At 68.7% G+C, this 24,019-nt stretch carries 22 protein-coding genes; 15 read left to right on the forward strand and 7 right to left on the reverse strand.

The annotated features are described in order from the left end of the window. Positions 1-1,077: phosphopentomutase (locus UUA_RS00330; protein ID WP_008433283.1), on the forward strand; the 1,077-nt coding region annotated here is incomplete at its 5' end. A gap of 10 nt (positions 1,078-1,087) precedes the next feature. Then, entirely contained in the window at positions 1,088-1,801 is a 714-nt protein-coding gene (gene deoD, locus UUA_RS00335) for a purine-nucleoside phosphorylase (protein ID WP_008433285.1), read from the forward strand. A gap of 24 nt (positions 1,802-1,825) precedes the next feature. Here deoD and moeB read toward each other — a convergent pair whose 3' ends face one another. Together moeB and UUA_RS00345 are read right to left on the reverse strand one after the other, a co-directional pair. Further along, positions 1,826-3,004: a molybdopterin-synthase adenylyltransferase MoeB gene (gene moeB / locus UUA_RS00340; RefSeq protein WP_008433286.1), complete on the reverse strand. Its 1,179-nt coding sequence runs from the start codon at positions 3,002-3,004 to the stop codon at positions 1,826-1,828. 71 nt (positions 3,005-3,075) lie between these two features. Then, positions 3,076-3,480, reverse strand: a complete 405-nt coding sequence (locus UUA_RS00345) for a YbhB/YbcL family Raf kinase inhibitor-like protein (RefSeq protein ID WP_008433287.1) — start codon at positions 3,478-3,480, stop codon at positions 3,076-3,078. A 253-nt stretch (positions 3,481-3,733) separates the two neighbouring features. On the opposite strand from UUA_RS00345, the gene moaA reads away from it, so the two are divergent. The 13 genes from moaA (at position 3,734) to UUA_RS00410 (ending at position 17,939) form a co-directional block, all read left to right on the forward strand. Beyond that, a complete protein-coding gene (moaA, locus tag UUA_RS00350; RefSeq protein WP_008433289.1) occupies positions 3,734-4,714 on the forward strand; it encodes a GTP 3',8-cyclase MoaA in 981 nt (326 codons plus the stop codon). Then, positions 4,711-5,718: a bifunctional molybdenum cofactor biosynthesis protein MoaC/MoaB gene (gene moaCB / locus UUA_RS00355; protein WP_008433291.1), complete on the forward strand. Its 1,008-nt coding sequence runs from the start codon at positions 4,711-4,713 to the stop codon at positions 5,716-5,718. Before moaA ends, moaCB begins: the two co-directional genes overlap by 4 nt. Beyond that, positions 5,715-6,968, forward strand: coding sequence for a molybdopterin molybdotransferase MoeA (locus tag UUA_RS00360; protein WP_008433293.1), 1,254 nt, complete (start codon positions 5,715-5,717; stop codon positions 6,966-6,968). Before moaCB ends, UUA_RS00360 begins: the two co-directional genes overlap by 4 nt. Further along, on the forward strand, positions 6,965-7,225 hold the full coding sequence (locus UUA_RS00365; RefSeq protein WP_008433295.1) for a MoaD/ThiS family protein: 261 nt from the start codon (positions 6,965-6,967) through the stop codon (positions 7,223-7,225). The genes UUA_RS00360 and UUA_RS00365 overlap by 4 nt, the downstream gene beginning before the upstream one ends. 1 nt (position 7,226) lies before the next feature. Further along, a complete protein-coding gene (locus tag UUA_RS00370; protein ID WP_008433297.1) occupies positions 7,227-7,727 on the forward strand; it encodes a molybdenum cofactor biosynthesis protein MoaE in 501 nt (166 codons plus the stop codon). After that, positions 7,705-8,289, forward strand: a complete 585-nt coding sequence (gene mobA, locus UUA_RS00375; protein WP_008433298.1) for a molybdenum cofactor guanylyltransferase — start codon at positions 7,705-7,707, stop codon at positions 8,287-8,289. Before UUA_RS00370 ends, mobA begins: the two co-directional genes overlap by 23 nt. Next, positions 8,286-8,639 carry a hypothetical protein gene (locus UUA_RS00380; protein ID WP_008433299.1) on the forward strand — a complete coding sequence of 118 codons (354 nt, stop codon included), beginning with the start codon at positions 8,286-8,288 and terminating at the stop codon, positions 8,637-8,639. Before mobA ends, UUA_RS00380 begins: the two co-directional genes overlap by 4 nt. Before the next feature lie 292 nt (positions 8,640-8,931). Next, complete coding sequence (locus tag UUA_RS00385; protein ID WP_008433301.1) at positions 8,932-12,690, forward strand: nitrate reductase subunit alpha; 3,759 nt, start codon at positions 8,932-8,934, stop codon at positions 12,688-12,690. Beyond that, positions 12,690-14,234, forward strand: coding sequence for a nitrate reductase subunit beta (gene narH / locus UUA_RS00390; protein ID WP_008433302.1), 1,545 nt, complete (start codon positions 12,690-12,692; stop codon positions 14,232-14,234). The genes UUA_RS00385 and narH overlap by 1 nt, the downstream gene beginning before the upstream one ends. Then, on the forward strand, positions 14,231-14,914 hold the full coding sequence (narJ, locus tag UUA_RS00395; protein ID WP_008433304.1) for a nitrate reductase molybdenum cofactor assembly chaperone: 684 nt from the start codon (positions 14,231-14,233) through the stop codon (positions 14,912-14,914). Before narH ends, narJ begins: the two co-directional genes overlap by 4 nt. Then, complete coding sequence (narI, locus tag UUA_RS00400) at positions 14,911-15,615, forward strand: respiratory nitrate reductase subunit gamma (RefSeq protein ID WP_008433305.1); 705 nt, start codon at positions 14,911-14,913, stop codon at positions 15,613-15,615. Before narJ ends, narI begins: the two co-directional genes overlap by 4 nt. A gap of 2 nt (positions 15,616-15,617) precedes the next feature. Further along, complete coding sequence (locus UUA_RS00405; RefSeq protein WP_008433306.1) at positions 15,618-16,529, forward strand: peptidylprolyl isomerase; 912 nt, start codon at positions 15,618-15,620, stop codon at positions 16,527-16,529. An 87-nt stretch (positions 16,530-16,616) separates the two neighbouring features. Further along, positions 16,617-17,939, forward strand: a complete 1,323-nt coding sequence (locus tag UUA_RS00410; protein WP_008433307.1) for an MFS transporter — start codon at positions 16,617-16,619, stop codon at positions 17,937-17,939. 164 nt (positions 17,940-18,103) lie between these two features. Here UUA_RS00410 and UUA_RS00415 read toward each other — a convergent pair whose 3' ends face one another. The 5 genes from UUA_RS00415 to modA all read right to left on the reverse strand — a co-directional run bounded on the left by UUA_RS00415 (position 18,104) and on the right by modA (position 23,723). Then, positions 18,104-19,759, reverse strand: a complete 1,656-nt coding sequence (locus UUA_RS00415) for an MFS transporter (protein ID WP_008433308.1) — start codon at positions 19,757-19,759, stop codon at positions 18,104-18,106. Positions 19,760-19,843: 84 nt separating this feature from the next. Beyond that, complete coding sequence (locus UUA_RS00420; RefSeq protein ID WP_008433309.1) at positions 19,844-20,941, reverse strand: tellurite resistance/C4-dicarboxylate transporter family protein; 1,098 nt, start codon at positions 20,939-20,941, stop codon at positions 19,844-19,846. A 252-nt stretch (positions 20,942-21,193) separates the two neighbouring features. Beyond that, a complete protein-coding gene (modC, locus tag UUA_RS00425) occupies positions 21,194-22,267 on the reverse strand; it encodes a molybdenum ABC transporter ATP-binding protein (RefSeq protein WP_008433310.1) in 1,074 nt (357 codons plus the stop codon). Next, positions 22,260-22,934, reverse strand: a complete 675-nt coding sequence (gene modB / locus UUA_RS00430; RefSeq protein WP_008433311.1) for a molybdate ABC transporter permease subunit — start codon at positions 22,932-22,934, stop codon at positions 22,260-22,262. The genes modC and modB overlap by 8 nt, the downstream gene beginning before the upstream one ends. Before the next feature lie 27 nt (positions 22,935-22,961). Further along, positions 22,962-23,723, reverse strand: a complete 762-nt coding sequence (modA, locus tag UUA_RS00435) for a molybdate ABC transporter substrate-binding protein (RefSeq protein ID WP_235605973.1) — start codon at positions 23,721-23,723, stop codon at positions 22,962-22,964. Positions 23,724-24,019: the final 296 nt, after the last annotated feature.

Here is a 24,019-nt window from a genome sequence, read left to right on the forward strand (position 1 = left end):
CCGCTGCGCCTGCCGCAGTTCAGCCGGCTCGGCCTGCCGCAGGCGCATGCCGCGATCCACGGCCAGGCCGCGCCCGGCTTCGCCGGGCTGGTGGCGCCCGAGGGCCTGTGGGGGCATGCGGTGGAACGCGCCTGCGGCAAGGACACGCCGTCGGGCCACTGGGAAAGCGCCGGCGTGGTGCTGACGCAGCCGTTCGGGCTGTTCGAGCAGGCTGAGCAGTCGTTTCCGCCGGCGCTGCTGCAGGCCCTGGTGGAGCAGGGCGCGCTGCCCGGTGTACTCGGCAACTGCCATGCCTCCGGGACGGAGATCGTCCAGCGCCTTGGCGCCGAGCACGTGCGCAGCGGCCGTCCGATCGTCTACACCTCGGCGGATTCCGTGTTCCAGATCGCCGCCCACGAGCAGGCGTTCGGCCTGGACCGGCTGTACCGCCTGTGCGAGCTGGCGCGCCCGCTGCTCGACGACTACCGCATCGGGCGGGTGATCGCGCGGCCGTTCACCGGCGACGCCGCCACCGGCTTCAGCCGCACCGTGCATCGGCGCGACTATGCCTTGCCTCCGCCCGCGCCGACGCTGCTCGACGCGCTGCAGGCGGCCGGTGGCGAGGTGATCGCGATCGGCAAGATCGATGACATCTTTGCCCACCGCGGCGTGTCGCGGGTGGTGCACGCGTACGGCCACGACGCCCTGTTCGACGCCACCCTGGCGGCGCTGGCGCAGGCCGGCCCGCACAGCCTGATCGCGACCAACTTCGTGGACTTCGACATGCTGTACGGCCATCGGCGCGACGTGTTCGGCTATGCCGCGGCGCTGGAAGCACTGGACGCGCGGTTGGCGGAGTTGCTGCAGGCGTTGCAGCCCGGCGACCTGCTGGTGATCAGCGCCGACCACGGCTGCGACCCGGTCTGGCCGGGCAGCGACCACACCCGCGAGTGCGTCCCGGTGCTGGCGTTCGGGCCGGGGCTGGCGCCGCGCGCGTTGGGCCGGCGCGACAGCTTTGCCGACATCGGCCAGAGCATGGCCGCCCATCTGGGTCTGCCACCGCTGGCGGCAGGTCGCAGCTTTCTTCCCTCTGCATGATCGCCATCGCATGAGCACACCCCATCTCGACGCCGCCCCGGACATGATCGCCGACACCGTGCTGCTGCCCGGCGATCCGCTGCGCGCGCGGCACATGGCCCACGAGTTTCTCGATGACGGGCGCGAAGTGAACACGCGTCGCAACATGCTCGGCTACACCGGCTTCTATCGCGGCATGCGCGTGTCGGTGATCGGCAGCGGCATGGGCATTCCTTCCTGCGCGATCTATGCGACCGAGCTGGCTCGCGTGTTCGGCGTGCGCCGGATCGTGCGCGTCGGCACCTGCGGCGGCGTGGGCGATATCGAACTGGGCGATCTGCTACTGGCGCAGGCGGCATCGACCGACTCGAACTTCAACCGGCTGCAATTCGGCGGCCACGACCTGGCCGCGTGCGCCGATTTCGGCCTGATGCGCGCGGCCGTCGACACCGCCGCCGCGCAGCGCGTCGCCCTGCGCGTCGCCGGCGTGTTCAGCACCGACTGCTTCTACGGCGGCGACCCGCAGCTGCTCGCGCGGCTGCTGGCGCATCGCATCCGCGGGGTCGAGATGGAATCGGCCGGACTCTACGGCGTGGCCATGCGCGAAGGCTTCCAGGCACTGTCCGTGCTGACCGTCAGCGACCACCTGGAACATGACGCGCACATGCCGCCGACGCAGCGCGAACAGGGTCTGGCGCGGATGACCGCACTGGTGCTGGACAGCCTGCTGCCGGCGGCGGGTTGAGTTTCGGCCGGCGCGCCGGCCCGCTCAGTCCGGGCGAACGTCGGACGAACACAGCGCCTCGATTTGCGGGTAGCCCGTGAACGTCGCGCGGGCCGAGCATGCCGGGCAATCCGGGTTGCGCGGCAGCCGCGTCTTGTGGAACTGCATGCCCAGCGCGTCGAAGCTGAGCAACTGGCCGACCAGTGGATCGCCCAGACCCAGGATCAGCTTCAGCGCCTCGGTCGCCTGCAGCAGCCCGACGATGCCGGGCAGCACGCCAAGCACCCCCGCTTCGCTGCAATTGGGTGCGTCGGCTGCGGATGGCGGCAGCGGGAACAGGCAGCGGTAGCACGGTGAATCGTCGCGGCGCGGATCGAACACGCCGAGCTGCCCGCTGAAACGCTCCACCGCGCCGTAGATCATCGGCATCTTCAGGCGCAGCGAGGCGGCTGCCAGCAGGTAGCGCGTGGGAAAGTTGTCGGTGCCGTCGAGTATCAGGTCGTGGCCGGCGAGCAGCCGCTCCACATTGCCGGCATCCAGCCGCTCGGCCCGCGTCTCGACGCGGATGCGCGGGTTCAGCGCCTGCAGCGTCATCTGCGCCGACGTGGTCTTGGCCATGCCTACGCGCGCGTCGGCGTGGACGACTTGCCGGTGCAGGTTCGAGCGTTCCACCGTGTCGTTGTCGATCAGGGTGAGCTGGCCGACGCCGGCGGCGGCGAGGTACAGCGCTGCCGGCGAGCCCAGCCCGCCGGCGCCCACGATCGCCACTTTGGCCGCGCCCAGCCGGGTTTGCCCCTGCTCGCCGACCTGCGCCAGCTGCAACTGGCGTGCATAGCGCTCGGCGGCGTCCGGGTCGAGCGTGCCGGCCGCGATGGGCAGGCCTTCGGCTTTCCAGCGCGTGAACCCGCCGGCGACCGAGCTCACCTGGCGGTAGCCGAGGCGCTGCAGCGATTCGGCGGCGAGCAACGAACGTCGCCCGGATGCGCACAGCAGCAGCAGGGGACGTTCGCGATCCTGCTGCAGGTCCTCGATGCGCAGCTCGAGGTGGCCGCGCGACAGGCCCAGCGCATGGGCGGGCAGGCCGCCGGCGCGCTCGGCGTCCTCGCGCACGTCGATCAGCAGCGCGCCCAGGGCCTGTTGCGCCAGCGCCTGGGCCGGGGAAACCTCCGATATGCGCCGGCGCAGTTGCTCCAGCCAGGAGTCGCGGTTGGTCGGGACGCTCATGGCGGAAGTCTGTGCGCGGGGGAAGGGGTATGCAAGCCGGCGCCCGCAGCGTGGTGGAGCCGTGGCCCGGCTCAGCAGAACTGCAGCACGTGGCCTTCGCGATCGAAGGCGGCGAACTCGGCCACGCGTCCGTTGTTGATCGCGTTGACCATGAAGCGCAGCGGCTGCGCGGCTTCGTCGGTGCCCGGGGGCACGCCGGCGCGACCGGACAGGCTGGCGACGCACACGATGTCCCACGGCAGGCCGGTGGTTGCGGACTCTTCCACCAGGGCGGCGAAGCTGGCGACTTCCTCCGGCGCCTTGTCCACGCACAGGCTGGGCGACAGGTTGCCGCCTTCTCCCCGTGCCGCGCGTTCGCGCTGCGCATCGGTGGCCGCCTCCGGCAATTCGACGCGCGCGAAGACGAACAGCAGCCGTTGCGGCTCGGGCTGCCGGCGGCTCGCGTCAAGCAGATCCTGGAAGCTGGTCAGCGCCATGATGGTCGTGCGTCCCCGGGAGAAGTCTTGAAATTAGCATGCGATGCGCGAGCCGGCGCGGTGATCGTGACAACGTGCCGCACGGTGGTTTGACTCCAGTCAATGGTGCCCGCGTGCCGACACGCTAACGTGACTTGTGCGTAAACTGATGCAGATGCGGCACTCGCCTGTGGCAGCGGACACGTCGGTCGCCCGCGACGCGGCCGAAGGATCGCCGGATCGGCAAGTTTGCCAAATCGAAAGTGGAGCGGTAGTGCAGACCCTGGTTGACCATCATGGACGCTCATTTCCCTACCTGCGCCTGTCGTTGACCGAGGCGTGCAATTACCGCTGCACGTATTGCCTGCCCGACGGCTACCAGGTAAACGGCCACCCGAGCTTCCTCACGCTGGCGGAGATCGGGCGGCTGGTGTGCGGGTTTGCCGCGCTGGGCATGAGCAAGATCCGCCTGACTGGCGGCGAACCCAGCCTGCGCAAGGACCTGCCGGCGATCATCGCCGCCGTGGCCGCGGTGCCCGGCATCCGCCGGATCGCGCTGACCACCAACGGCTGCCGCCTGCCGCGGCTGGTGCGCGGCTGGCGCGAGGCAGGGCTCACCGCGCTCAACGTCAGCTTGGACAGCCTCGACGCGGCGCGCTACCTGGACATCACCGGGCATGACCGTTTCGCCGAAGTCACCGAGGGCATCGAACACGCGCTTGAGCTGGGCTTCGAGGCAGTGAAGATCAACGCGGTATTGCTGCGCGGGCGCAACGACGACGAGCTTCCCGCGTGGCTGGACTACCTGCGCGGGCGCGACGTCGCGCTGCGCTTCATCGAGCTGATGCGCACCGGCGAGAACGGCGAGTTCTTCGAGCGCCACCATGTGCGTGCCGAGGGCCTGCAGCGGCAGTTGCTGGCCGACGGCTGGATGTTGCGGCCGCGCGCGGCGGACGCCGGGCCGGCGCTCGAATACGCGCATCCGGACTATCGCGGCCGTATCGGCGTGATCGCGCCGTATGCCCGCGATTTCTGCGCCGGCTGCAATCGCCTGCGAGTCACCGCACGCGGCGACCTGCGGCTGTGCCTGTTCGGCAATTTCGGCATTTCGTTGCGGCCGCTGCTGCAGTCCGACGACGACCACCACGCGCTGGTGGCGCACATCGCCACCCAGCTCGGCCTGAAGGCCGCCGGCCACGGCCTGCACCAGGGGCTGACCGGCATCACGCCGCACCTGGCCTCGATCGGAGGATGACCTTGCCCGCTACCGAACACGTCGCCGCCTTCCACATGGCGGACATCCGCGACAAGCGCCCGACCCGACGCCGTGCCGTAGCCGTCGGCGAGTTGCAGGCCGGCCCGGTGGCTTGGCCGCTGATCGTCGAGCGCCGCCTGCCCAAGGGCGATGCGCTAGTGATGGCGGAAGTGGCCGGGCTGCAGGGCGCCAAGCAGGCCTCGGCGCTGATGCCGCTGTGCCATCCGCTGCCGCTGGAGCTGGTGCGGGTGCACTGCGAACCGGTGGCCGAGCGGCTGGCGATCCGGGTCTATTGCGAGGTGGCGACCGAGGCCCGCACCGGGGTGGAGATGGAGGCGCTGGCCGGCGTCAACGCCGCGCTGCTGACGCTGTACGACCTGAGCAAGCCGGTCGAGCCGGCGCTGTCGATCGGCGGCATCCGCCTGCTGTTCAAGGAAGGCGGCAAGAGTGGCCTGTGGCGGCACCCGGAAGGCATGAGCGAGGCGGAGCAGGCGCACTACCGCCCGCGCGACATCGCACGCCTGCAGGGCGTGTCGTGTGCGGTGGTCACGCTCAGCGACCGGGCGCACGAGGGCCGCTACGAGGATCGTTCCGGCCCGCTGCTGGTGGAAGGCCTGCGCCAGCTGGGCGCGCAGGTGGACCACGTCGACGTGCTGCCCGATGGCGTGCAGCCGCTGGCCGCGCACCTGCGCGCGCTGGCCGCGGCGCAGGTGCGGCTGTGCCTGTGCACCGGTGGCACCGGGCTGGGTCCGCGCGACCTCACGCCCGAGGCGCTGGCGCAGGTGGCCGATCGCCGGGTCAGCGGGCTGGCCGAGATGCTGCGCAGCGAAAGCGCGCGGCATACGCCGCTGGCGTGGCTGAGCCGGGCCGAAGCGGTGCAGCTGGGACGCATGCTGGTGCTGGCGATGCCGGGCAGCCCGCGGGCGGCCGGCCAGGGTATGGCGATCGTGGCGCCGCTGCTGGCGCATGCGCTGGCCATGATGGACGGCGAGGCACACCCATGATCGCCTACCACGAGGCGCTGGCGCTCATCCTGGCGCGGGCGCGCCGGCTGCCGGAGCGGTCGTGTCCGCTGGAGCAGGCGCTGGGTCGACTGCTGGCCCGGCCGGTGAGCAGTCCCGCCGAGCTGCCGCCGTTCGACAATGCCGCGATGGACGGCTTCGCCCTGCATGCCGGCGATGCCCGGCTGCCGGCCGGCAGCGAGTTTGCCGTGAGGGGCGCGCAGGCGGCGGGCGACGCCCTGGCGCGAGCCGATGGTGGCGCCTGGGAAATCATGACCGGCGCGCGCATGCCCGCGGGGATGGACACGGTGGTGCCGGTGGAACAGGTCGAGATCGTCGAGCACGATGGCGACGGCCGGCCGCGGCGCATCCGGCTGGGCGTCGCCGTCGTGGCCGGCCGGCACGTGCGCCGCCGCGGCGAGGACGTGCCGCTGGGGGCCGAGCTGATGCCGGCGGGCGAGCTGTTGCAGGCGCAGCACCTGGCGCTGCTGGCCGCCCTGGGCATCGCCGGGGTGCCGGTCGTGCGGCGCCCGCGCGTGGCCATCATCTGCACCGGGCGGGAACTGGTGGACGACCCCGGCCAGCCGCTGCAGAGCGGGCAGATCCGCAACAGCAACGGCCCATTCCTGGCCGCGCGCCTCGCCGCCGCCGGCGCGCAGGTGGTGTATCGGCAGACGGTGCAGGATGACCCGGCGGCCTTCGTGCGCGCGCTGGGCGAGGCGCTGCATGCCGGGGCCACGGTGGTGCTCAGTACCGGCGCGGTGTCGATGGGGCGCCATGATTTCGTGCCCGAGGCGCTGCGCGAGCTCGGTGCGCAGATCCATTTCCACAAGGTGCGGATCCGTCCGGGCAAGCCCTTGCTGTTTGCCAGCCTGGCGGACGGCGCATTGTTCTTCGGGCTGCCGGGCAACCCGGTGTCCAGCGCGGTGGGCCTGCGTTTCTTCGTCGAGCCGGCCCTGCGCGGCATGCTCGGCCTGCCGCCGGAGCGCCCGCTGCGGTTGCCGCTGCAGCAGCGCTTCGAGCAATGCGCGGCGTTGCGATGCTTCCTCAAGGGCAAGCTGGCGCTGGCTGCCGACGGGCGCTTGCAGGCCGTGCTGCTGGACGGGCAGGAGTCGTTCCGGATCCGGCCGTTGCTCGACACCGGCGGGTGGGTGGTGCTGGCCGAGGATGCGCAGGTGTGCGAGCCGGGCAGCATGGTCGAGGTTTACGCGCTGGGGCACTTGCAGCCGCTGGCGATCGGGAGCGGGGCATGAAGGTTGAAGTCAGCCTGTTCGGCGCGTTTCGCGACCACGAACCGGGTGCGGCGGTAACGCTGGAGGTGCCTGCGGGCGCGCGCGTGGCGGACCTGCGCAGCGCATTGGCGGCATACGGCCGCGCGCATTGGCCGGGGTTCCGGGAGGGCCTGCTGCTGCGCTCGGCCTTCGCCAGCCAGACCTGCGTGCTGGGCGAGCAGGAAGCGCTGCCCGAAAGCGGGCCGGTCGTGGTGCTGCCGCCGGTTGGTGGAGGTTGAGATGGGCGATTTTCTCCGCAGGATCGTGGATGTCGAGCACGAGCGCATCGATCCGGCCGCCGCGATGGAGTTCGTCGCCGACCCGGCCTTCGGCGGGTTCGCCATGTTCGTCGGCCGGGTGCGCGAGCAGAACCAGGGGCGGGCGGTCACCGGCGTCAGCTACGACGTGTTCGAGCAGCTGGCGCTGGTGGGCTTCGACGACATCATGCGGCGTGCACAGGAGCAGTTCGGGTCGCGCCTGAAGATCTATCTGGCCCATGCCCGCGGGCGGCTCGGCATCGGCGATGTCGCGGTGGTCGTGGCGGTGGGCACGCCGCACCGCGACGAGGCGTTTCGCGCCTGCCGCCAGGTCATCGAGGCGGTCAAGCACGGCAGCCCGATCTGGAAGCAGGAGCACTACGTGGACGGCAGCAGCGAGTGGAGCGAGGGCTGCTCGCTGTGCGAGTCACACGAACGGGACCGTGGACCGGAGTCGCGACATGACGGCCACGCGCACGGCTGAGCCGGCGCCCACGTTCGACGGCGTGGTGCTTGCCGGCGGCCAGTCCTCGCGCATGGGTACCGACAAGGCCACCCTGCCATGGCGCGGCCGCCCGCTGCTGCAGCACATGCGCGGGTTGCTGGAGCAGGCCGGCGCACAACGCGTGCTGACCTGTGGCCCCGATCCCGAGGCGCAGGGCCTGCCCGACCGGCAGCCCGGCCTGGGTCCCGTCGGCGGCCTGCTGACCCTGGCGCAGACCCAGGCGGATGGCATCTATCTGGTGCTGCCGGTGGACATGCCGCAACTGACCAACGGGTTGCTGCGGCGACTGGTCGGTGCACTGGCGGAAGCCGAAGAAACGCCCTGCGCGACGTTCGCCGGGCATGTGCTGCCGCTGTGCCTGCGCCTGGACGAAACGACGCGCGCGGCGATCGCGGCCGTCGCCGGCCAGGCCCCGCGCATGCGTTCGCTGCGCGCCCTGCATGCCCGGCTGCAGGGTGCGGAACTAGCCGTCGACGACGACGAGCGCCGCTGCCTGGTCAATTGCAACACGCCCGAACAGTGGCAGGAGGTGCAGCCGTGAAGTTGCAGATCGATGGCCAGCAATGGCGCCTGCGGATCGACGAAGACGAACTCGCGCGCCTGCGCGACGGCCGGGCGCTGGACAGTGTGAGCTACCTTCCCGATGGCGCCGCATTCGGCTTCTCGCTGGCGCTGCTGCCCGTGGCGCAGGCCGGGCTGCAGCGGCGCGGCGACAGCTGGTCGTTCGGCCTGCCGGTCGAGCGGGTGGAGGCGTACGTGCAGCAATTGCCGTGCAAAAAGGGGCTGGAATTCGCGCTGCCGGCCAGCGCCGCGGCCGAGTGGCGGCTGCTGTTCGAGGTGGACGTGCGCGACAGCCTGAGCCACCGCGGTGCGCCGCAACGCCCGCGCTGAGGAAGCCGCTGCGGCAAGGCGTCGCAGCGTGGCCGCGCCGGAGGCATGCGGCGGCCGGGGGAATGCCGTGCTCACGACGCCAGCGCAGGTGTGGTAACAGTTGTAGCGGAACTTGCGGACAGGTCGCGCCGACCGAGTCGAATCCGTACCGATCTGGTCGTGATTCCGTGCACTTGATCGGTGTCAATTTTACGGCGGCATCGCTCACCTAGGCTCCGTCCATCGGGCTGATGGAAGTGCTGCGCAAGCGCTGCTGACACGACGATGCCACCGACTGCCAAGAGGGCTTTGCATGAGTTACTTCCTTGACCGGCTGCAGTTCTTCAAGCGCAGCTCGGAGACGTTTTCGGCAGGCCACGGCACCACCCGCACGGACAATCGGGACTGGGAAAACGGCTATCGCGCCCGCTGGCAGCACGACAAGATCGTGCGCTCCACCCACGGCGTGAACTGCACCGGCTCGTGCAGCTGGAAGATCTACGTCAAGAACGGCCTGGTGACCTGGGAAACCCAGCAGACCGACTACCCGCGCACGCGGCCGGACCTGCCCAACCACGAGCCGCGCGGCTGCCCGCGCGGGGCCAGCTATTCCTGGTACCTGTACAGCGCCAACCGGCTGAAGTACCCGCTGGTACGCGGCGCGTTGCTGCGCCTGTGGCGCGAGGCGCGCAAGACGATGGCGCCGGTCGAGGCGTGGGCCAGCATCGTCGGCGACCCGGCCAGCGCGAAGTCGTACAAGAGCAAGCGCGGCATGGGCGGCTTCGTGCGCGTGCGCTGGGACGAGGCCAACGAGATCATCGCCGCGTCCAACCTGCACACGGTGAAGAAGCACGGCCCCGATCGCGTGATCGGCTTTTCGCCGATCCCGGCGATGTCGATGATCTCGTACGCCTCGGGCGCGCGCTACCTGTCGCTGCTGGGCGGCGCCTGCCTGTCGTTCTACGACTGGTACTGCGACCTGCCGCCGTCCTCGCCGCAGGTGTGGGGCGAGCAGACCGACGTGCCCGAATCGGCCGACTGGTACAACAGCCGCTACATCATCGCGTGGGGTTCCAACGTGCCGCAGACGCGCACGCCCGACGCGCACTTCTTCACCGAGGCCCGCTACAACGGCACCAAGACGGTGGCGATCACGCCCGACTACGCCGAAGTCGCCAAGCTCACCGACCACTGGCTGCACCCCAAGCAGGGCACCGATGCGGCGCTGGCGTTCGCCTTCGGCCACGTGATCCTGAAGGAGTTCCACGTCGACCATCCGACGGAGTACTTCATCGACTATTGCCGCCAGTACACCGACATGCCGCTGCTGGTGCGGCTGGAGCGGCGGGCCGACGGCCGCCTGGTGGCGGAGCGTTTCCTGCGCGCCAGCGACCTTGGCGGCTTGGGCGAATCGAACAACCCCGAGTGGAAGACGCTGGCGCTGGACGAGCACAGCGGCGAGGTCACCGTGCCCAACGGTTCGGTCGGCTTCCGCTGGGGCGAGCAGGGCAAGTGGAACATCGAGGAAAAGGACAGCCAGGGTCGGGCGACCCGCCTACGGCTGTCGCTCAAGGACGCCAACGACGGCATCGAGGCGGTCAGCTTCCCGTACTTCGGCGGCATCGAGCACGATCGCTGGACCGCCTCGAAGTTCGAGGACATCCTCGAGCGCAACGTGCCGGTGCGCCGCCTGCAGCTGGCCGACGGCAAGCAGTGGGAGGTGGCCACCGTCTACGACCTGCTGCTGGCGCACTACGGCGTCGACCGCGGCTTCGGCGGCGCCAACGTGGCGTCCGGCTACGACGACAACGTGCCGGGCACGCCGGCGTGGCAGGAGAAGATCACCGGCGTGCCGCGCGCCGAGGTGGTGGAGATCGCTCGCGAATTCGCCGGCACCGCGGCCAAGACCCGCGGCCGCAGCATGATCATCGTCGGTGCCGGCATGAACCACTGGTTCCACAACGACATGAACTACCGCGGCCTGATCAACATGCTGATGATGTGCGGCTGCATCGGCCAGACCGGCGGCGGTTGGGCGCACTACGTGGGGCAGGAAAAACTGCGCCCGCAGACCGGCTGGCAGCCACTGGCATTCGGCCTGGACTGGAGCCGCCCGCCGCGGCAGATGAACGGCACCTCGTTCTTCTACTTCATGTCCGACCAGTGGCGCTACGAAAAGCTGGAGATGAAGGAAATCCTGTCGCCGCTGGCCGACCCGGCCCGCTTCACCGGCAGCCAGGCCGACCTCAACCTGCAGGCGATCCGCATGGGTTGGCTGCCCAGCGCGCCGCAGCTGGACCGCAACCCGCTGGAGATCGTCAAGGCTGCCGAACAGGCCGGCCGTTCGCCCTCCGAATACGTGGTCGAGCAGTTGCAGCAGGGCAAGCTGGACTTCGCCTATGCCGATCCCGATGCGCCGCAGAATTTCCCGCGCGTGCTGTTCATCTGGCGCTCGAACCTGCTCGGCTCCTCCGGCAAGGGCCATGAATACATGCTGCGCCACCTGCTGGGCACGCGGCACGGCCTGCAGGGCAAGGACCTGGGCGAGCGCGGCGCGGTCAAGCCCGAAGAAGTGGCATGGCGCGACGAGGCGCCCGAAGGCAAGCTCGACCTGCTGGTGACACTGGATTTCCGCATGTGCACCACCGCGCTGTATTCGGACATCGTGCTGCCGACGGCGACCTGGTACGAGAAGAACGACCTCAACACCTCCGACATGCACCCGTTCATCCACCCGCTGTCCAAGGCGGTGGACCCGGCGTGGGAGTCGCGCAGCGACTGGGACATCTTCAAGGGCATCGCCCGCTCGGTCAGCGACATGGCGCCCGGCGTGCTGGGCGTGGAGAAGGACCTGGTGCTGGTGCCGACCCTGCACGACACGCCCGGCGAGCTGGCGATGCCGTTCGGCGTCACCGACTGGAAGAAGGGCCAGTGCGAGCCGATTCCCGGCAAGACCATGCCGTCAATCGCCGTGGTCGAACGCGACTATCCCAACCTGTACAAGAAGTTCACCTCGCTTGGGCCGCTGCTGGACAAGCTCGGCAACGGCGGCAAGGGCATGCAGTGGAACACGCAGGACGAGGTCGACTTCCTCGGCAAGCTCAACCACACGGTGACCGAGACGGGCGTCAGCCACGGGCGGCCGCGCATCGACACCGCGATCGACGCCTGCGAGGTGGTGCTGCACCTGGCGCCGGAGACGAACGGCCATGTCGCGGTCAAGGCCTGGGAGTCGCTGGGTAAGTTCACCGGGCGCGAGCACACCCATCTCGCGCGCGGCAAGGAACACGAGGCGATCCGCTTCCGCGACATCCAGGCGCAGCCGCGCAAGATCATCTCCTCGCCGATCTGGTCGGGCCTGGAGGACGAGCACGTCAGCTACAACGCGTGCTACACCAACGTGCACGAGCTGATCCCGTGGCGCACCGTCAGCGGTCGCCAGCAGTTCTACCAGGACCACGAGTGGATGGTCGCCTTCGGCGAGGGCTTCATGAGCTACCGCCCGCCGGTCGACACCAAGACCATCGAGCCGCTGCACAACAAGCGCAGCAACGGTCACCGCGAGATCGTGCTGAACTGGATCACTCCGCACCAGAAGTGGGGTATCCACAGCACCTACAGCGACAACCTGCTGATGCAGACCCTGTCGCGCGGTGGCCCGATCGTGTGGATCAGCGAGGACGACGCGCGCGAGGCCGGCATCGAGGACAACGACTGGATCGAGCTGTTCAACGTCAACGGCGCGATCGCCGCGCGCGCGGTGGTCAGCCAGCGCGTGATGCCGGGGATGGCGATGATGTACCACGCGCAGGAGCGCATCATCAACGTGCCCGGTTCGGAAATCACCGGCACCCGCGGCGGCATCCACAACTCGGTCACCCGCGTGGTGCTCAAGCCGACCCACATGATCGGCGGCTATGCGCAACTGGCCTGGGGCTTCAACTACTACGGCACCTGCGGCACCAACCGCGACGAGTTCGTGATCGTGCGCAAGATGGACAAGGTCGACTGGCTGGACGGCGAGCCGGGCCCCGCACCCTCCAGGCCGGCGGATGCCAAGGAGGTGGCGTGATGAAAGTCCGTGCCCAGATCGCGATGGTACTGAACCTCGACAAGTGCATCGGCTGCCACACCTGCTCGATCACCTGCAAGAACGTGTGGACCAGCCGCGAAGGCGTCGAGTACGCCTGGTTCAACAACGTCGAGACCAAGCCCGGCATCGGCTACCCGAAGGAGTGGGAGAACCAGGACAAGTGGAACGGCGGCTGGGTGCGCACCGGTGCCGGCAAGCTGGTGCCGCGCGCCGGCGGCCGCTGGCGCCTGCTGTCGAAGATCTTCGCCAACCCCGACCTGCCGCAGATCGACGACTACTACGAACCGTTCACCTTCGACTACCAGCACCTGCACCAGGCGCCGGAAGGCCGGCACCAGCCCACCGCGCGCCCGCGTTCGCTGATCAGCGGCGAGCGCATGCAGAAGATCGAATGGGGGCCGAACTGGGAGGAAATCCTCGGCACCGAATTCGCCAAGCGCGCCAAGGACCGCAACTTCGACAACGTGCAGAAGGAGATCTACAGCGCGTTCGAGAAGACCTTCATGATGTACCTGCCGCGCCTGTGCGAGCACTGCCTCAACCCGGCGTGCGTGTCGGCGTGCCCCTCCGGCGCGATATACAAGCGCGAGGAAGACGGCATCGTGCTGATCGACCAGGACAAGTGCCGCGGCTGGCGCATGTGCGTGTCGGCCTGTCCGTACAAGAAGATCTACTACAACTGGAAGAGCGGCAAGTCGGAAAAGTGCACCTTCTGCTACCCGCGCATCGAGATGGGCGAGCCGACCGTGTGCTCGGAGACCTGCGTCGGGCGCATCCGTTACCTCGGCGTGATGCTGTACGACGCCGACCGCATCCAGGAAGCCGCATCGGTGCCGGCCGAGAAGGACCTGTACCAGGCGCATCTGGACATCTTCCTCGACCCGTTCGATCCGGCGGTGATCGAAGCCGCACGCAAGGAAGGCATCCCCGACAACTGGCTGGAGGCAGCCAAGGGCTCGCCGGTCTACAAGCTGGCGATCGACTGGAAGCTGGCGCTGCCGCTGCACCCGGAATACCGCACCTTGCCGATGGTGTGGTACGTGCCGCCGCTGTCGCCGATCCAGTCCGCCGCCGAACGCGGCCGCGTGGGCATGAACGGCGAGCTGCCGGATGTCGCCTCGCTGCGCATCCCGCTGCGTTATCTCGCCAACCTGCTGTCGGCCGGTGACGAGGCACCGGTGGTGCGCGCGCTGGAGCGGATGATGGCGATGCGCGCGTGGCGCCGCGCGCGCAACGTCGACGGCGTCGAGGATCTGGCCGTGCTGAAGCAGGCCGGTCTGAGCGTGGCGCAGGCCGAGGACATGTACCGCTACCTCGCCATCGCCAACTACGAGGACCGCTTCGTCATCCCCTCCGGGCACCGCGAATACGCCAACGACGCCTTCGGCGAGCGTGGCGGCTGCGGCTTCACCTTCGGCAACGGCTGCAGCGGCGACAGCCCGGCTGACCTGTTCAGCGAGCGCAAGATCACCACCTTCACGGTGCAGCCGGTGCGCAAGGAAAAAGACGAGGTCGCGCCATGAGCCTGCTGAAACTGATCGGCGTGCTGCTGGACTACCCCGACGACGAGCTGTGGCGGCACGGCGACGAACTGCTCGACGCCGCTGCCGACCCGGCGCTGCCGGCGGCGCAGCGGAAGGCATTGACGGGTTTCGTGCAGGGCCTGCTCGATACCGACCCGCTGACCGCGCAGGACGCGTGGCTGCAGACCTTCGACCGCGGCCGCTCGATGAGCCTGCTGCTGTTCGAGCACATCCATGGCGAATCGCGCGATCGCGGCCAGGCGATGGTCGACCTGATCGAAGCCTACCGCAAGCAGGGCTTCGAGCTGGCGGCGAAGGAGCTGCCCGATTACCTGCCGCTGCTGCTGGAGTTCCTGGCGCAGCGCCCGCCAGCCGAGGTGCACGACTGGCTCAGCCACATCAGCCACATCGTCGGCATGCTCGCGGCGCGCGCCGGCGAGCGCGGCAGCCCCAGCCAGGTGCTGTTCGAGCTTTTGCTGGAGCTGGCCGACGGCAAGGTCGACCTGGCCGTGCTGCGCCAGCGCGCCAGCGAGGAGGCGCGCGACGACACCGTCGAGGCAATGGATCGGTTGTGGGAGGAGGAAGCGGTCCGCTTCGGCGCCGAGGCGCCTGACGACAGCTGCCGGCCGAACACGCACCGGCCCTCGCCATCCACTGCCGCCACGCAGGTGCAGCCATGAACTATCTCGACCAATTCGCCTTCCAGCTGTACCCGTACATCGCCATGGCGGTGTTCTTCATCGGCAGCTGGGCGCGCTTCGATCGCGCCATGTACACCTGGCGCACCGGCTCCAGCCAGTTGCTGTCCAGTCGCGGCATGCGCTGGGGCAGCAACCTGTTCCACATCGGCATCCTGATCGTGCTCGGCGGCCATCTGGTCGGCCTGCTGACGCCGCACGCGGTCTACGAGCTGGTGATCACCGCGCCGCAGAAGCAGTTGCTGGCGATGGTGGTCGGCGGCGTGTTCGGCGTGATCTGCCTGGCGGGCCTGCTGATCCTGCTGGTGCGCCGGCTGTTCAACCCGCGGGTGCGCGCCACCGGCACCACCGGTGACACCGTGATCCTGGTGCTGCTGTTGCTGCAGTTGCTGCTCGGTCTGTACTCCATCGTGATTTCCAGCCGCCACATGGACGGCAGCGTGATGATCGCGCTGGCCGAGTGGGCGCAGCACATCGTCACCTTCCGCTGGGGCGCGGCCAGTTACGTGATCGGCGTGCACTGGATCTACAAGGCGCACATCTTCCTCGGCATGACGCTGTTTCTGGTGGCGCCGTTCACCCGGCTGGTACACGTGTGGAGCATCCCCGTCAGCTACCTGTGGCGGCCCTACCAGGTGGTGCGCCGGCGCCAGGCGACGTTGCGCTACGGAGCGAGGGACTGAGCATGACGCTGGGCAAAGCCGGTGCGCGAGGCATCCCGCTGACCATCATCGATTCGGCCAAGCCGGTGACGCAGGAAGCGCACGAGCATCGGCAGGACAGCAAGGGCGATGGCCCGCGCACGCTGGGCCAGCCGGCGCCGTGCTACCTGTTCGTGGCCGAGCAGGCGATCAGTGAAGCCGAGATCGCGCAGGAGATGCAGCACCATCGTGCGCCGACCCCAGCGCACTCCCGCGCCGCTGCCGCCCGCGCGCTGGTGGTGCGCGAGCTGTTGCGCCGCGAAGTGCAGCGGCTCGGCCTGGCCGAGCAGGTACCGGCCAGTGGCCAGGAAACCGCGGAGGAGGCCGGCATTCGCGTGCTGCTGGAACGCGAAATCGAGGATCGCGTGCCTGCGGAAGAGGCTTGCCGGCGCTACTACGAGCAGAACCGCCAGCTGTTCCGCGCGCCCGACCTGATCCGTGTGCGGCACATCCTGCTGGGTGCGGCGGCCGACGATGTCACTGGCCGCATTCGTGCCCGCGCCGAGGCCGAGCGCCTGATCGCCGAGCTGAAGATCAACCCCGTACTGTTTGCCGATTTCGCGATGCGCCATTCCGACTGTCCGTCGAAGACGCAGGGCGGCGAACTCGGCTGGCTGCAGAGGGGCCAGGCCACGCCCGAATTCGATCGCCAGGTGTTCCGCCTGCGCGAGGGCCTGGCGGCGTTTCCGGTTGAATCGCGCTGGGGCTACCACGTGGTCAGCGTCGATGGCATCCAGCCCGGCGCCGAGCAGGCGTTCGACGCGGTCAGGGAGCGGATTTCCGACTATCTGGAATTGCAGGTGCGCCAACGCGAGCTGCAGATCTACCTGCTCGGCTTGCAGGAGCGTTACCCGGTGCGCGGCCTGGATGCGATCGAGGCACTGGCCAGCGCCTGATGCGCCGGTCGCACAGCTCCGCAACGACCACAGCCGGCCTTCCCGTGGGCCGGCCTTCAACGCCTCACATCTACCGGATGCACCCGCATGCATGAGCCCAGCATCGTGTCCCGTGGCGAGCAGCAGCGCGCCATGTGGCTAAGCACCTTCGCCTTCACCGTGTGTTTCGCGGTGTGGACGATATTTTCCATCATCGGCATCCAGATCAAGCAGCAACTCGGCCTCAATGAAACCCGGTTCGGCCTGCTGATCGCCACGCCCATCCTTACCGGGTCGCTGATCCGCCTTCTGCTCGGCATCTGGGCCGACCAGTACGGCGGCCGTCGCGTGTTCACCGCGGTGATGCTGTGTGCGGCCGTGGCCACCTGGATGCTGGGCTACGCGCACACCTACCCGCAGTTCCTGGTCGCCGCGTTGTTCGTCGGCATTGCCGGCGGCGCATTCTCGGTCGGGGTGGCCTACGTGTCGAAGTGGTTCCCGGCGAGCCGGCAGGGCACGGCGCTGGGTGTCTTCGGCGCGGGCAACGTCGGCGCCGCGGTCACCAAACTGCTGGCGCCGATGGTGATGGTCGCTGCGGGCTGGATCATGGTCAGCAAGATCTGGGCGATCGCCCTGGCGCTGACCGCCGTGCTGTTCTACCTGTTCAGTCACGAGGATCCCTCGCTGGCGCAGCGGCGCAAGTCCGGTGCCAGGCCGATGTCGTTCCGCGAACAGATGATGCCGCTGCGCAACCTGCAGGTGTGGCGTTTTTCGCTCTATTACTTCTTCGTCTTCGGTGGCTTCGTGGCGCTGGCCTTGTGGCTGCCGCACTTCCTGACCGGGGTCTACCAGCTGGATGTGAGGACCGCCGGCATTCTTGCTGCCTTCTATTCGATTCCGGCCAGCCTGTTCCGCATCGTTGGCGGGGTGCTGTCCGACCGCATCGGCGCGCGCAAGGTAATGTACTGGACCTTCGGCGTCTCCACCATCTGCACCTTCCTGCTCGCCTATCCGGACACCCACTATGTCGTGAAGGGCATCACGGGCGACATCAACCTGCACCTGGCGATCGGCGTGGTGCCGTTCACGGTGCTGGTGTTCGTGCTGGGTTTCTTCATGTCGCTGGGCAAGGCGGCGGTGTACAAGCACATCCCGGTCTATTACCCCCAGCACGTCGGCTCGGTGGGCGGCGTGGTCGGCATGATCGGCGGACTGGGCGGTTTCATCCTGCCGATCGCGTTCGGTGTATTGAACGACGTCGTCGGCGTGTGGACCAGCTGCTTCATGCTGCTGTTCGTCCTGGCGGCCGCTTCGCTGGCGTGGATGCATTTCGCGATTCGGCGCATGGAACGCCGGCACTTCCCGCAGATCGGCCGCGAGACGGATCTGCCGGAGGTCATGGATGCCGTGGCTTTGCCGCGGGATCGCTGAGCGCGTGGCGACTGCGGGGCGCGCTTGCCCCGGAACCGTGGTGGGTGTCCACGCCGGGTTGGTGGATAGGCGACCCGGCCGTCGCGTCGAAGGCGCCTGCAGGCGGAGTGCGGCGCAACGCCGGCAAACGCGGCGGACCGCGCCTGCCGGTCCGCCGCTTGCGATCAGGGATTCTTCACATACGCGTTCTTGCGCAGGTAGAACCACCAGTTGAGCAACAGGCACAGGGCATAGAACGCCGCGAAGCCGTACATCGCCATCTCGGGTGTCCCGAGTTTGATCTGCTCCCCGATCACCACCGGTGCGGCAAACGCACCGTAGGCGGCGACGGCTGAAGTCCAGCCCAGCACCGGACCGGCCTGCTGGCGGTCGAAGATCGCGCCGATGGTGCGGAAGGTCGAGCCGTTGCCGACGCCGGTAGCGGCGAACAGCAGGACGAAGAGCGCTAGGAAGGTGAAGAAATAGTCCTCGGGCGTCGCCGAGTGGTAGGCCTTCATCATCACGTAGCCGGCCGCCACCGAAGCGACGACCATCACCACGGAGACCCACTGGGTGACGATCGAGCCGCCGATCTTGTCCGAGATCCAGCCGCCGAGCGGGCGCGTCAACGCGCCGACGAAGGGGCCGATCCATGCGTAGGCGAGCACCGGCAACCCATTCGGATTCGGCTGCGTGTGGGTCATCACACCGTTCGCGTCGGGCACGTGGATGATGTCGAAGATCACCTTCATCGACAGCGGCAGCGCCATCGAGAAACCGATGAACGAGCCGAAGGTGACGATGTAGAGGATCGTCATCGCCCAGGTGTGCCGGTTGCGGAAAATCTCGAACTGCCTGGTCACGCCCTCCTTCATCGGGCCGAAGGCGGCGAGCTTCATCACCGTCAGCATCAGGATGATGTCAAGCGGGATCGCGACCCAGACGTTGAGCACGCCCAGGCCGGTCGGCGCCGGCAGGTACAGCCAGAGCATGAAAATCGACGGCACGAAGGCGAGCGTATACAGATAGGTGATCTTCGCGAACGCGACGAGCGGGTTGCCGGTGGCGGGCGAGATCGTCTTCAGGTTGTTCATGCCGAACCAGCACAGGATCGACAACGGCACCAGCGACAGCACCCAGGCGAAGCCCGAGTTCTGTATCCAGGTCGGCGTGCCGGCCGGGATCTTGCCGAAGATCCAGCCGCTTTCCTTGAGCAGGGTCTCGGGGCCGCCGCCGAGGGCGCCGAAGATGCTCACCGTCATGACCAGCGGAATGACGATCTGCATCGTCGTCACGCCGAAGTTGCCGAGTCCCGCGTTGAGGCCAAGCGCCGTGCCCTGCAGCCGCTTGGGGAAAAAGCCGGTGATGTTGGACATCGATGAGGCGAAGTTGCCGCCACCGACACCGCACCACAACGCCATCAGCTGGAAGGCCCACAGCGGCCAGTCCTTGTGCTGCAGCACGATGCCGGTGCCGATGGCCGGCGCCAGCAGCATCGTCGTGGTCAGGAAGATCGTGTTGCGCCCGCCGGCGAGGCGAATCAGGAACGATGCCGGGATGCGCATGGTGGCGCCGGCGATGCCGGCGATCGCGGTCAGCGTGAAGAGCTCGGCCTGCGTGAACGGAAAACCGAGGTTCAGCATCTGCACCGTGATGATGCCCCACATGCCCCAGATCGCGAAGCCGCACAGCAGGGCGGGGATCGAGATCCACAGGTTGCGATAGGCGATCCGCTTGCCGGTCGTCTGCCAGAACGCGGGATCCTCCGGGCGCCAGTCGTCAATGTCCGCACCGCTTGAGTGCGTGGCTGGCGCAGCGCCAGGGCCTGAATTCGTGTTCATGGTGGTCCTCGGGTCGTTTCGTGGGAATCAGCCGGCGAGGCTGAGCGTGGGGCTTGCTGCCTGTGTTTGACGTGGATCGTGGAGTCAGTGGGGTGCGTCATCGGGCAAACTGGATGAAGCGGTCACGTCGACGGCACGCGAACCGAACGCGAGGCGCCACAGGTTGCGCACGACGCCGATGAACGCGCCGAGCCAGGCGACCAGCGCGATCGCGAAAAACAGTTTCGGCAGGAAGCCGAGGAAACCGAAGCCCATCGCCCTGGTCATTTCCAGCGTGCTGGTGGCGTACATGCCCAGCGGGAAGACCGCGCCCCAGTACAGCGGGTCGTAGTGCAGCGGAAAGCGCTTGTAGATATGGCGCCACACGCCGAGCACCAGCAGCATCGGGATCCACCAGGTGCCGGTGGCCCAGTAGAACACCGTGAAACCCTTGATGAAGGGTTGCAGCGACAGCAGGTAGGGCGCATCCACCGCATTGATGCTGAGCAGCGAACCGGCCAGGGTGGAAATGGCCATCGCGCCCATGTTGATCCAGTATGGCGGCGACAGATCGGCCGGCGAGAACTCGAAGAACGTGTAGCGGTAGAAGATCAGCGACATCATCCAGATGTACAGCATGCCGCCCCACAGCCACATCGACAGTGCGAAGAAATTCAGCTCCAGCTTGTACGGCTGAGCCGTGTGCGCGGCGAGCAGGGCGCTCAGCACCGCGATCGACTGGGTTGCCACCACCGCCAGCAGCCAGCCGCCGCTGATGCCGCGGTCCAGCGTGGGTTTGCCTTCCTTGACGGTGAAGGCGGTGAACACCGTGTAGGTCAGCGCCAGCCACAGCGCGATCGCCACGCCCCACAGCAGCAGGCCGACGCGGACACCGCCGGCCAGCAGCAGGAACTGGCAGCCCAGGATGCTCGATGCGGCCACCATGGTGAAAAAGCCCGGCCCGCTCAGGTGGTCGGTCAGGTCGCCCAGGAATCGTTTCGGATAGCGCACCAGGCGCAAGGCGTAGAGCAGCCAGAGCAGTGCATAGACGCCGGTGTTGATGGCGAACAGGCCCCAGGCCAGCCGCGGCAGGCCCAGCCGCCAGGCACCGATCGAGACGATGCCGGTGGCCATGACCATGCCGAAGTAGGCCGGCGAGAGTCCTGCCAGGGCGGAAGGGGGGAAGCGCGATGCCTGCTGCATGTGGCGTTTCTCGATGGTCGCCGGCGTAGCCGGAATGGAGGGCGGGGAATCACGGTTCGACATCCGTGGTCGGTCATGGGCTGGACGCGGATCGCGGCACGGGGCGGCACCCTCGACGGCGTGCGTGCGTCCGTGTCTGCGGAAAGGTTAGGGCGGCCGGGCCGGGCACGAATTGACTGCAGTCAACCCGCCCGGCGAAGGCCGCAGGCACGATCGAATCGGGTTCGGCGCCGGGCCATGCCGCGGCGCGTTTCAGACCAGCAGTGCCACCGACTTGATCTGCGCCCACACGGCCAGGCCCTCGCGCAACTGCAGGCGCTGCGCCGACTGGTGCGAGACACGCGCCAGCAAGGGGAGGCCGCCGGCCAGCAGCTGCAACTGGAGCTGCCCGTTGGGCAGCGGCGACAGCGATTGCAGCACCGCCGGGACGATGTTCAGCACGCTGGTGTCGGTGTGCGCGCTCAGCGCGACGCTAACGTCACGCGCCTGCACGCGCAGGCGCACGCGGGTGCCGGCGGGATGGGCAGGGCCGTGGGCGTACAGCGTGCCGGCGGGCGTACCCAGCCGCAACAGGCCGTGCTCATCGTGGCCGAGCACGCTGGCCTCGATCACGGTCGCGGCGTCATCGCGCAGTGCCAGCGGCAGGTCGCCGCTGTTCAACACTTCCAGCGCCGGGCCGGCGATGCGCACCCGACCGGCTTCGAGCAGCACCAGATGGTCGGCCAGACGGGCGGCCTCTTCCACCGCATGGGTGACGTACAGCAGGGGGATGTGCGTCTCGCGCCGGATCGCTTCCAGGTACGGCAGGATCTCGCCGCGCCGCTCGACGTCGAGTGCGCTCAGTGGTTCGTCCAGCAACAGCCAGCGCGGCTGGCACACCAGCGCGCGGCCGAGCGCCACGCGCTGCCGCTCGCCACCGGACAGCGTGGCCGGCGGCCGCGCCAGCAGCGGCCCCAGCGCCAGCTTGTCGATCCACTCCTGCATGACGCTTGCCGGCGCGCCGGTGCGTCGCCAGCCGTAGCGCAGGTTGTCGTGCACCGACAGGTGTGGCAGCAGCGCCGCGTGCTGGAACACCACGCCCACCCGACGCCGGTGCGGCGGCAGACGCACGTGTGCGTCCTGCCAGGTCTCCGCGCCGACGCGCAGCAGTCCGCGGGCGCGCGGTTCGAGACCGGCGATGGCGCGCAGCAGGGTGCTCTTGCCGCTACCGGAGGGGCCGAACACCACGGCGACGCCCTGCGCGGGCAGCGACAGCGCCACGTCCAGCGCGAAATTCGTGCGCTGCAGCTGCAGGCGCAGCTCGATGTCCGGGGTCGGCTCAGTCATGCACGAGCGCCGTTCGCCGGCCCAGCCACTGCATCGCCAACAGCATGCCGAAGGAGAACACCAGCAACCCGGCCGCCAGCCGGTGGGCGTCGCCGTAGGCCATGGCCTCGACCTGGTCGTACAGCAATACCGACAGCACCCGCGTCTGGCCGTCGATGTTGCCGCCCACCATCAGCACCACACCGAACTCGCCTACCGTATGGGCGAAGCCGAACAGCGTGGCGGTGACCAGCGCCGGTTTCGACAGCGGCAACACCACGCTGATGAAACGGTCGAACGGGGACGCGCGCAGCGTGGCGGCGGCCTCCAGCACGCTCGCGTCGATCGCGCCGAAGCCGGACTGCAGCGGGTGCACCACGAACGGCAGCGAATACAGCACCGAGGCAAACAGCAGCCCCTGGAAAGTGAACGCCAGCGTGCCCAGCCCCAGTGCCGTGGTGAGCTGGCCGAGCGGTCCGTCCGGCCCCATGCCCAGCAACAGATAGAAGCCCAGCACGGTAGGCGGCAGCACCATCGGCAGGGAAACCAGCGCGCCGACCGGCATGCGCCAGCGCGAACGGGTGCGTGCCAGCCACCAGGCCAGCGGCGTGCCCAGCAACAGCAGGATCAGCGTGGTCAGCCCGGCGAGCTTGAGGGTGACCAGGATGGCGGCCAGCAGCGCCGTCATGGTCGTTGTTGCGATGCCGGTGCCGGCTCAGTCATACCCGTGGGCTGCGATGGTGCGTCGGGCGGTATCGTCGCGCAGATATGCCAGGAAACCAATCGCTGCCGGATTGCCACTGCCGTGCTCGAGCAGGACCGCACTCTGGATGATCGGCCGGTGCCAGTCAGCGGGAACCAGCCAGGTCGAACCGCCGACCTGGCGTTGCGCCTCCAGCACCAGTGAGCGCGGCAACAGCCCGGCCTCGGCATTGCCGCTCAGCACGAACTGGGTGGCCTGGCCCACGTTTTCGCCGAGCACCAGCCGCGGCTGCAGCGCGTCCCAGCGGCCGACGTGCTGCAGCACCTGGCGCGCGGCGGCACCGTAGGGCGCCAGCGCGGGGTTGGCGATCGCGAACTTGCGGAAGTCGTGCTGGCGCAGCACGCGCTCGCCGTCGGTGACCAGCGTGGCATCGCGACTCCACAGCACCAGCCGGCCGATGGCGTAGTCGTACAGCGACGAACGCACCGCCAGCCCTTCATCGACCAGGCGTTGCGGTGTGCTGTCGTCCGCCGCCAGCAGCACGTCGAACGGCGCGCCATGGCGGATCTGTGCATACAGCTTGCCGGTCGAGGCCACGCTGATGTCGATGCGGTTGCCGCTGCGGCGCGCATATTGTTCCGCCAGCAGGCGCGCCACCTCGCTGAAATTGGCGGCCACGGCGATCCGCGCCTGGGCCACCGGCGGCGTGCCCGCGGCGGCGTGGCCCGCGGGCCACGCCGCCATGCCGGCGATGGCCAGCATGGCCGGCGCCATGCGACGAACCAGCCTGTGGATGATGTCGAACTGCAAGGTCTGTCCCCCGCGTGAGTCGCGCCGGCATGCTCCGCCGATTCCGGCGCGCAGGCGGCCACCGGCATGGATGGGGTCGATTTATACACAACACCGCAGCGCGTGGGTTGACGCCGGGCAACTTGCCGCCCTCGGTTGCGTGCGGGGCGGGGCGTTCTTGCGGCGCCCCGGTATGGCTGGGGCGGTCGTTTGTCGCAGGCGCGTGCGGCATGAGCCGGATTGACGTGGGTCAGGCGCGGTGGCACCCCGGTGCGCTAGCC

Source organism: Rhodanobacter thiooxydans LCS2 (assembly GCF_000264375.1).
GTDB lineage: Bacteria > Pseudomonadota > Gammaproteobacteria > Xanthomonadales > Rhodanobacteraceae > Rhodanobacter > Rhodanobacter thiooxydans.

Excerpts from the sequence above, each read along its gene's own strand:
- moeB (WP_008433286.1), bottom strand. The coding sequence starts at position 3,004 with ATGAGCGTCCCGACCAACCGCGACTCCTGGCTGGAGCAACTGCGCCGG.
- UUA_RS00370 (WP_008433297.1), top strand. The coding sequence starts at position 7,227 with ATGGGCGATTTTCTCCGCAGGATCGTGGATGTCGAGCACGAGCGCATC.
- narJ (WP_008433304.1), top strand. The coding sequence starts at position 14,231 with ATGAGCCTGCTGAAACTGATCGGCGTGCTGCTGGACTACCCCGACGAC.
- UUA_RS00385 (WP_008433301.1), top strand. The coding sequence starts at position 8,932 with ATGAGTTACTTCCTTGACCGGCTGCAGTTCTTCAAGCGCAGCTCGGAG.
- UUA_RS00415 (WP_008433308.1), bottom strand. The coding sequence starts at position 19,759 with ATGAACACGAATTCAGGCCCTGGCGCTGCGCCAGCCACGCACTCAAGC.
- narH (WP_008433302.1), top strand. The coding sequence starts at position 12,690 with ATGAAAGTCCGTGCCCAGATCGCGATGGTACTGAACCTCGACAAGTGC.
- deoD (WP_008433285.1), top strand. The coding sequence starts at position 1,088 with ATGAGCACACCCCATCTCGACGCCGCCCCGGACATGATCGCCGACACC.
- modB (WP_008433311.1), bottom strand. The coding sequence starts at position 22,934 with ATGACGGCGCTGCTGGCCGCCATCCTGGTCACCCTCAAGCTCGCCGGG.
- mobA (WP_008433298.1), top strand. The coding sequence starts at position 7,705 with ATGACGGCCACGCGCACGGCTGAGCCGGCGCCCACGTTCGACGGCGTG.
- UUA_RS00365 (WP_008433295.1), top strand. The coding sequence starts at position 6,965 with ATGAAGGTTGAAGTCAGCCTGTTCGGCGCGTTTCGCGACCACGAACCG.
- modC (WP_008433310.1), bottom strand. The coding sequence starts at position 22,267 with ATGACTGAGCCGACCCCGGACATCGAGCTGCGCCTGCAGCTGCAGCGC.
- UUA_RS00410 (WP_008433307.1), top strand. The coding sequence starts at position 16,617 with ATGCATGAGCCCAGCATCGTGTCCCGTGGCGAGCAGCAGCGCGCCATG.
- UUA_RS00405 (WP_008433306.1), top strand. The coding sequence starts at position 15,618 with ATGACGCTGGGCAAAGCCGGTGCGCGAGGCATCCCGCTGACCATCATC.
- UUA_RS00345 (WP_008433287.1), bottom strand. The coding sequence starts at position 3,480 with ATGGCGCTGACCAGCTTCCAGGATCTGCTTGACGCGAGCCGCCGGCAG.
- modA (WP_235605973.1), bottom strand. The coding sequence starts at position 23,723 with ATGGCGCCGGCCATGCTGGCCATCGCCGGCATGGCGGCGTGGCCCGCG.
- UUA_RS00360 (WP_008433293.1), top strand. The coding sequence starts at position 5,715 with ATGATCGCCTACCACGAGGCGCTGGCGCTCATCCTGGCGCGGGCGCGC.
- moaCB (WP_008433291.1), top strand. The coding sequence starts at position 4,711 with ATGACCTTGCCCGCTACCGAACACGTCGCCGCCTTCCACATGGCGGAC.
- UUA_RS00420 (WP_008433309.1), bottom strand. The coding sequence starts at position 20,941 with ATGCAGCAGGCATCGCGCTTCCCCCCTTCCGCCCTGGCAGGACTCTCG.
- narI (WP_008433305.1), top strand. The coding sequence starts at position 14,911 with ATGAACTATCTCGACCAATTCGCCTTCCAGCTGTACCCGTACATCGCC.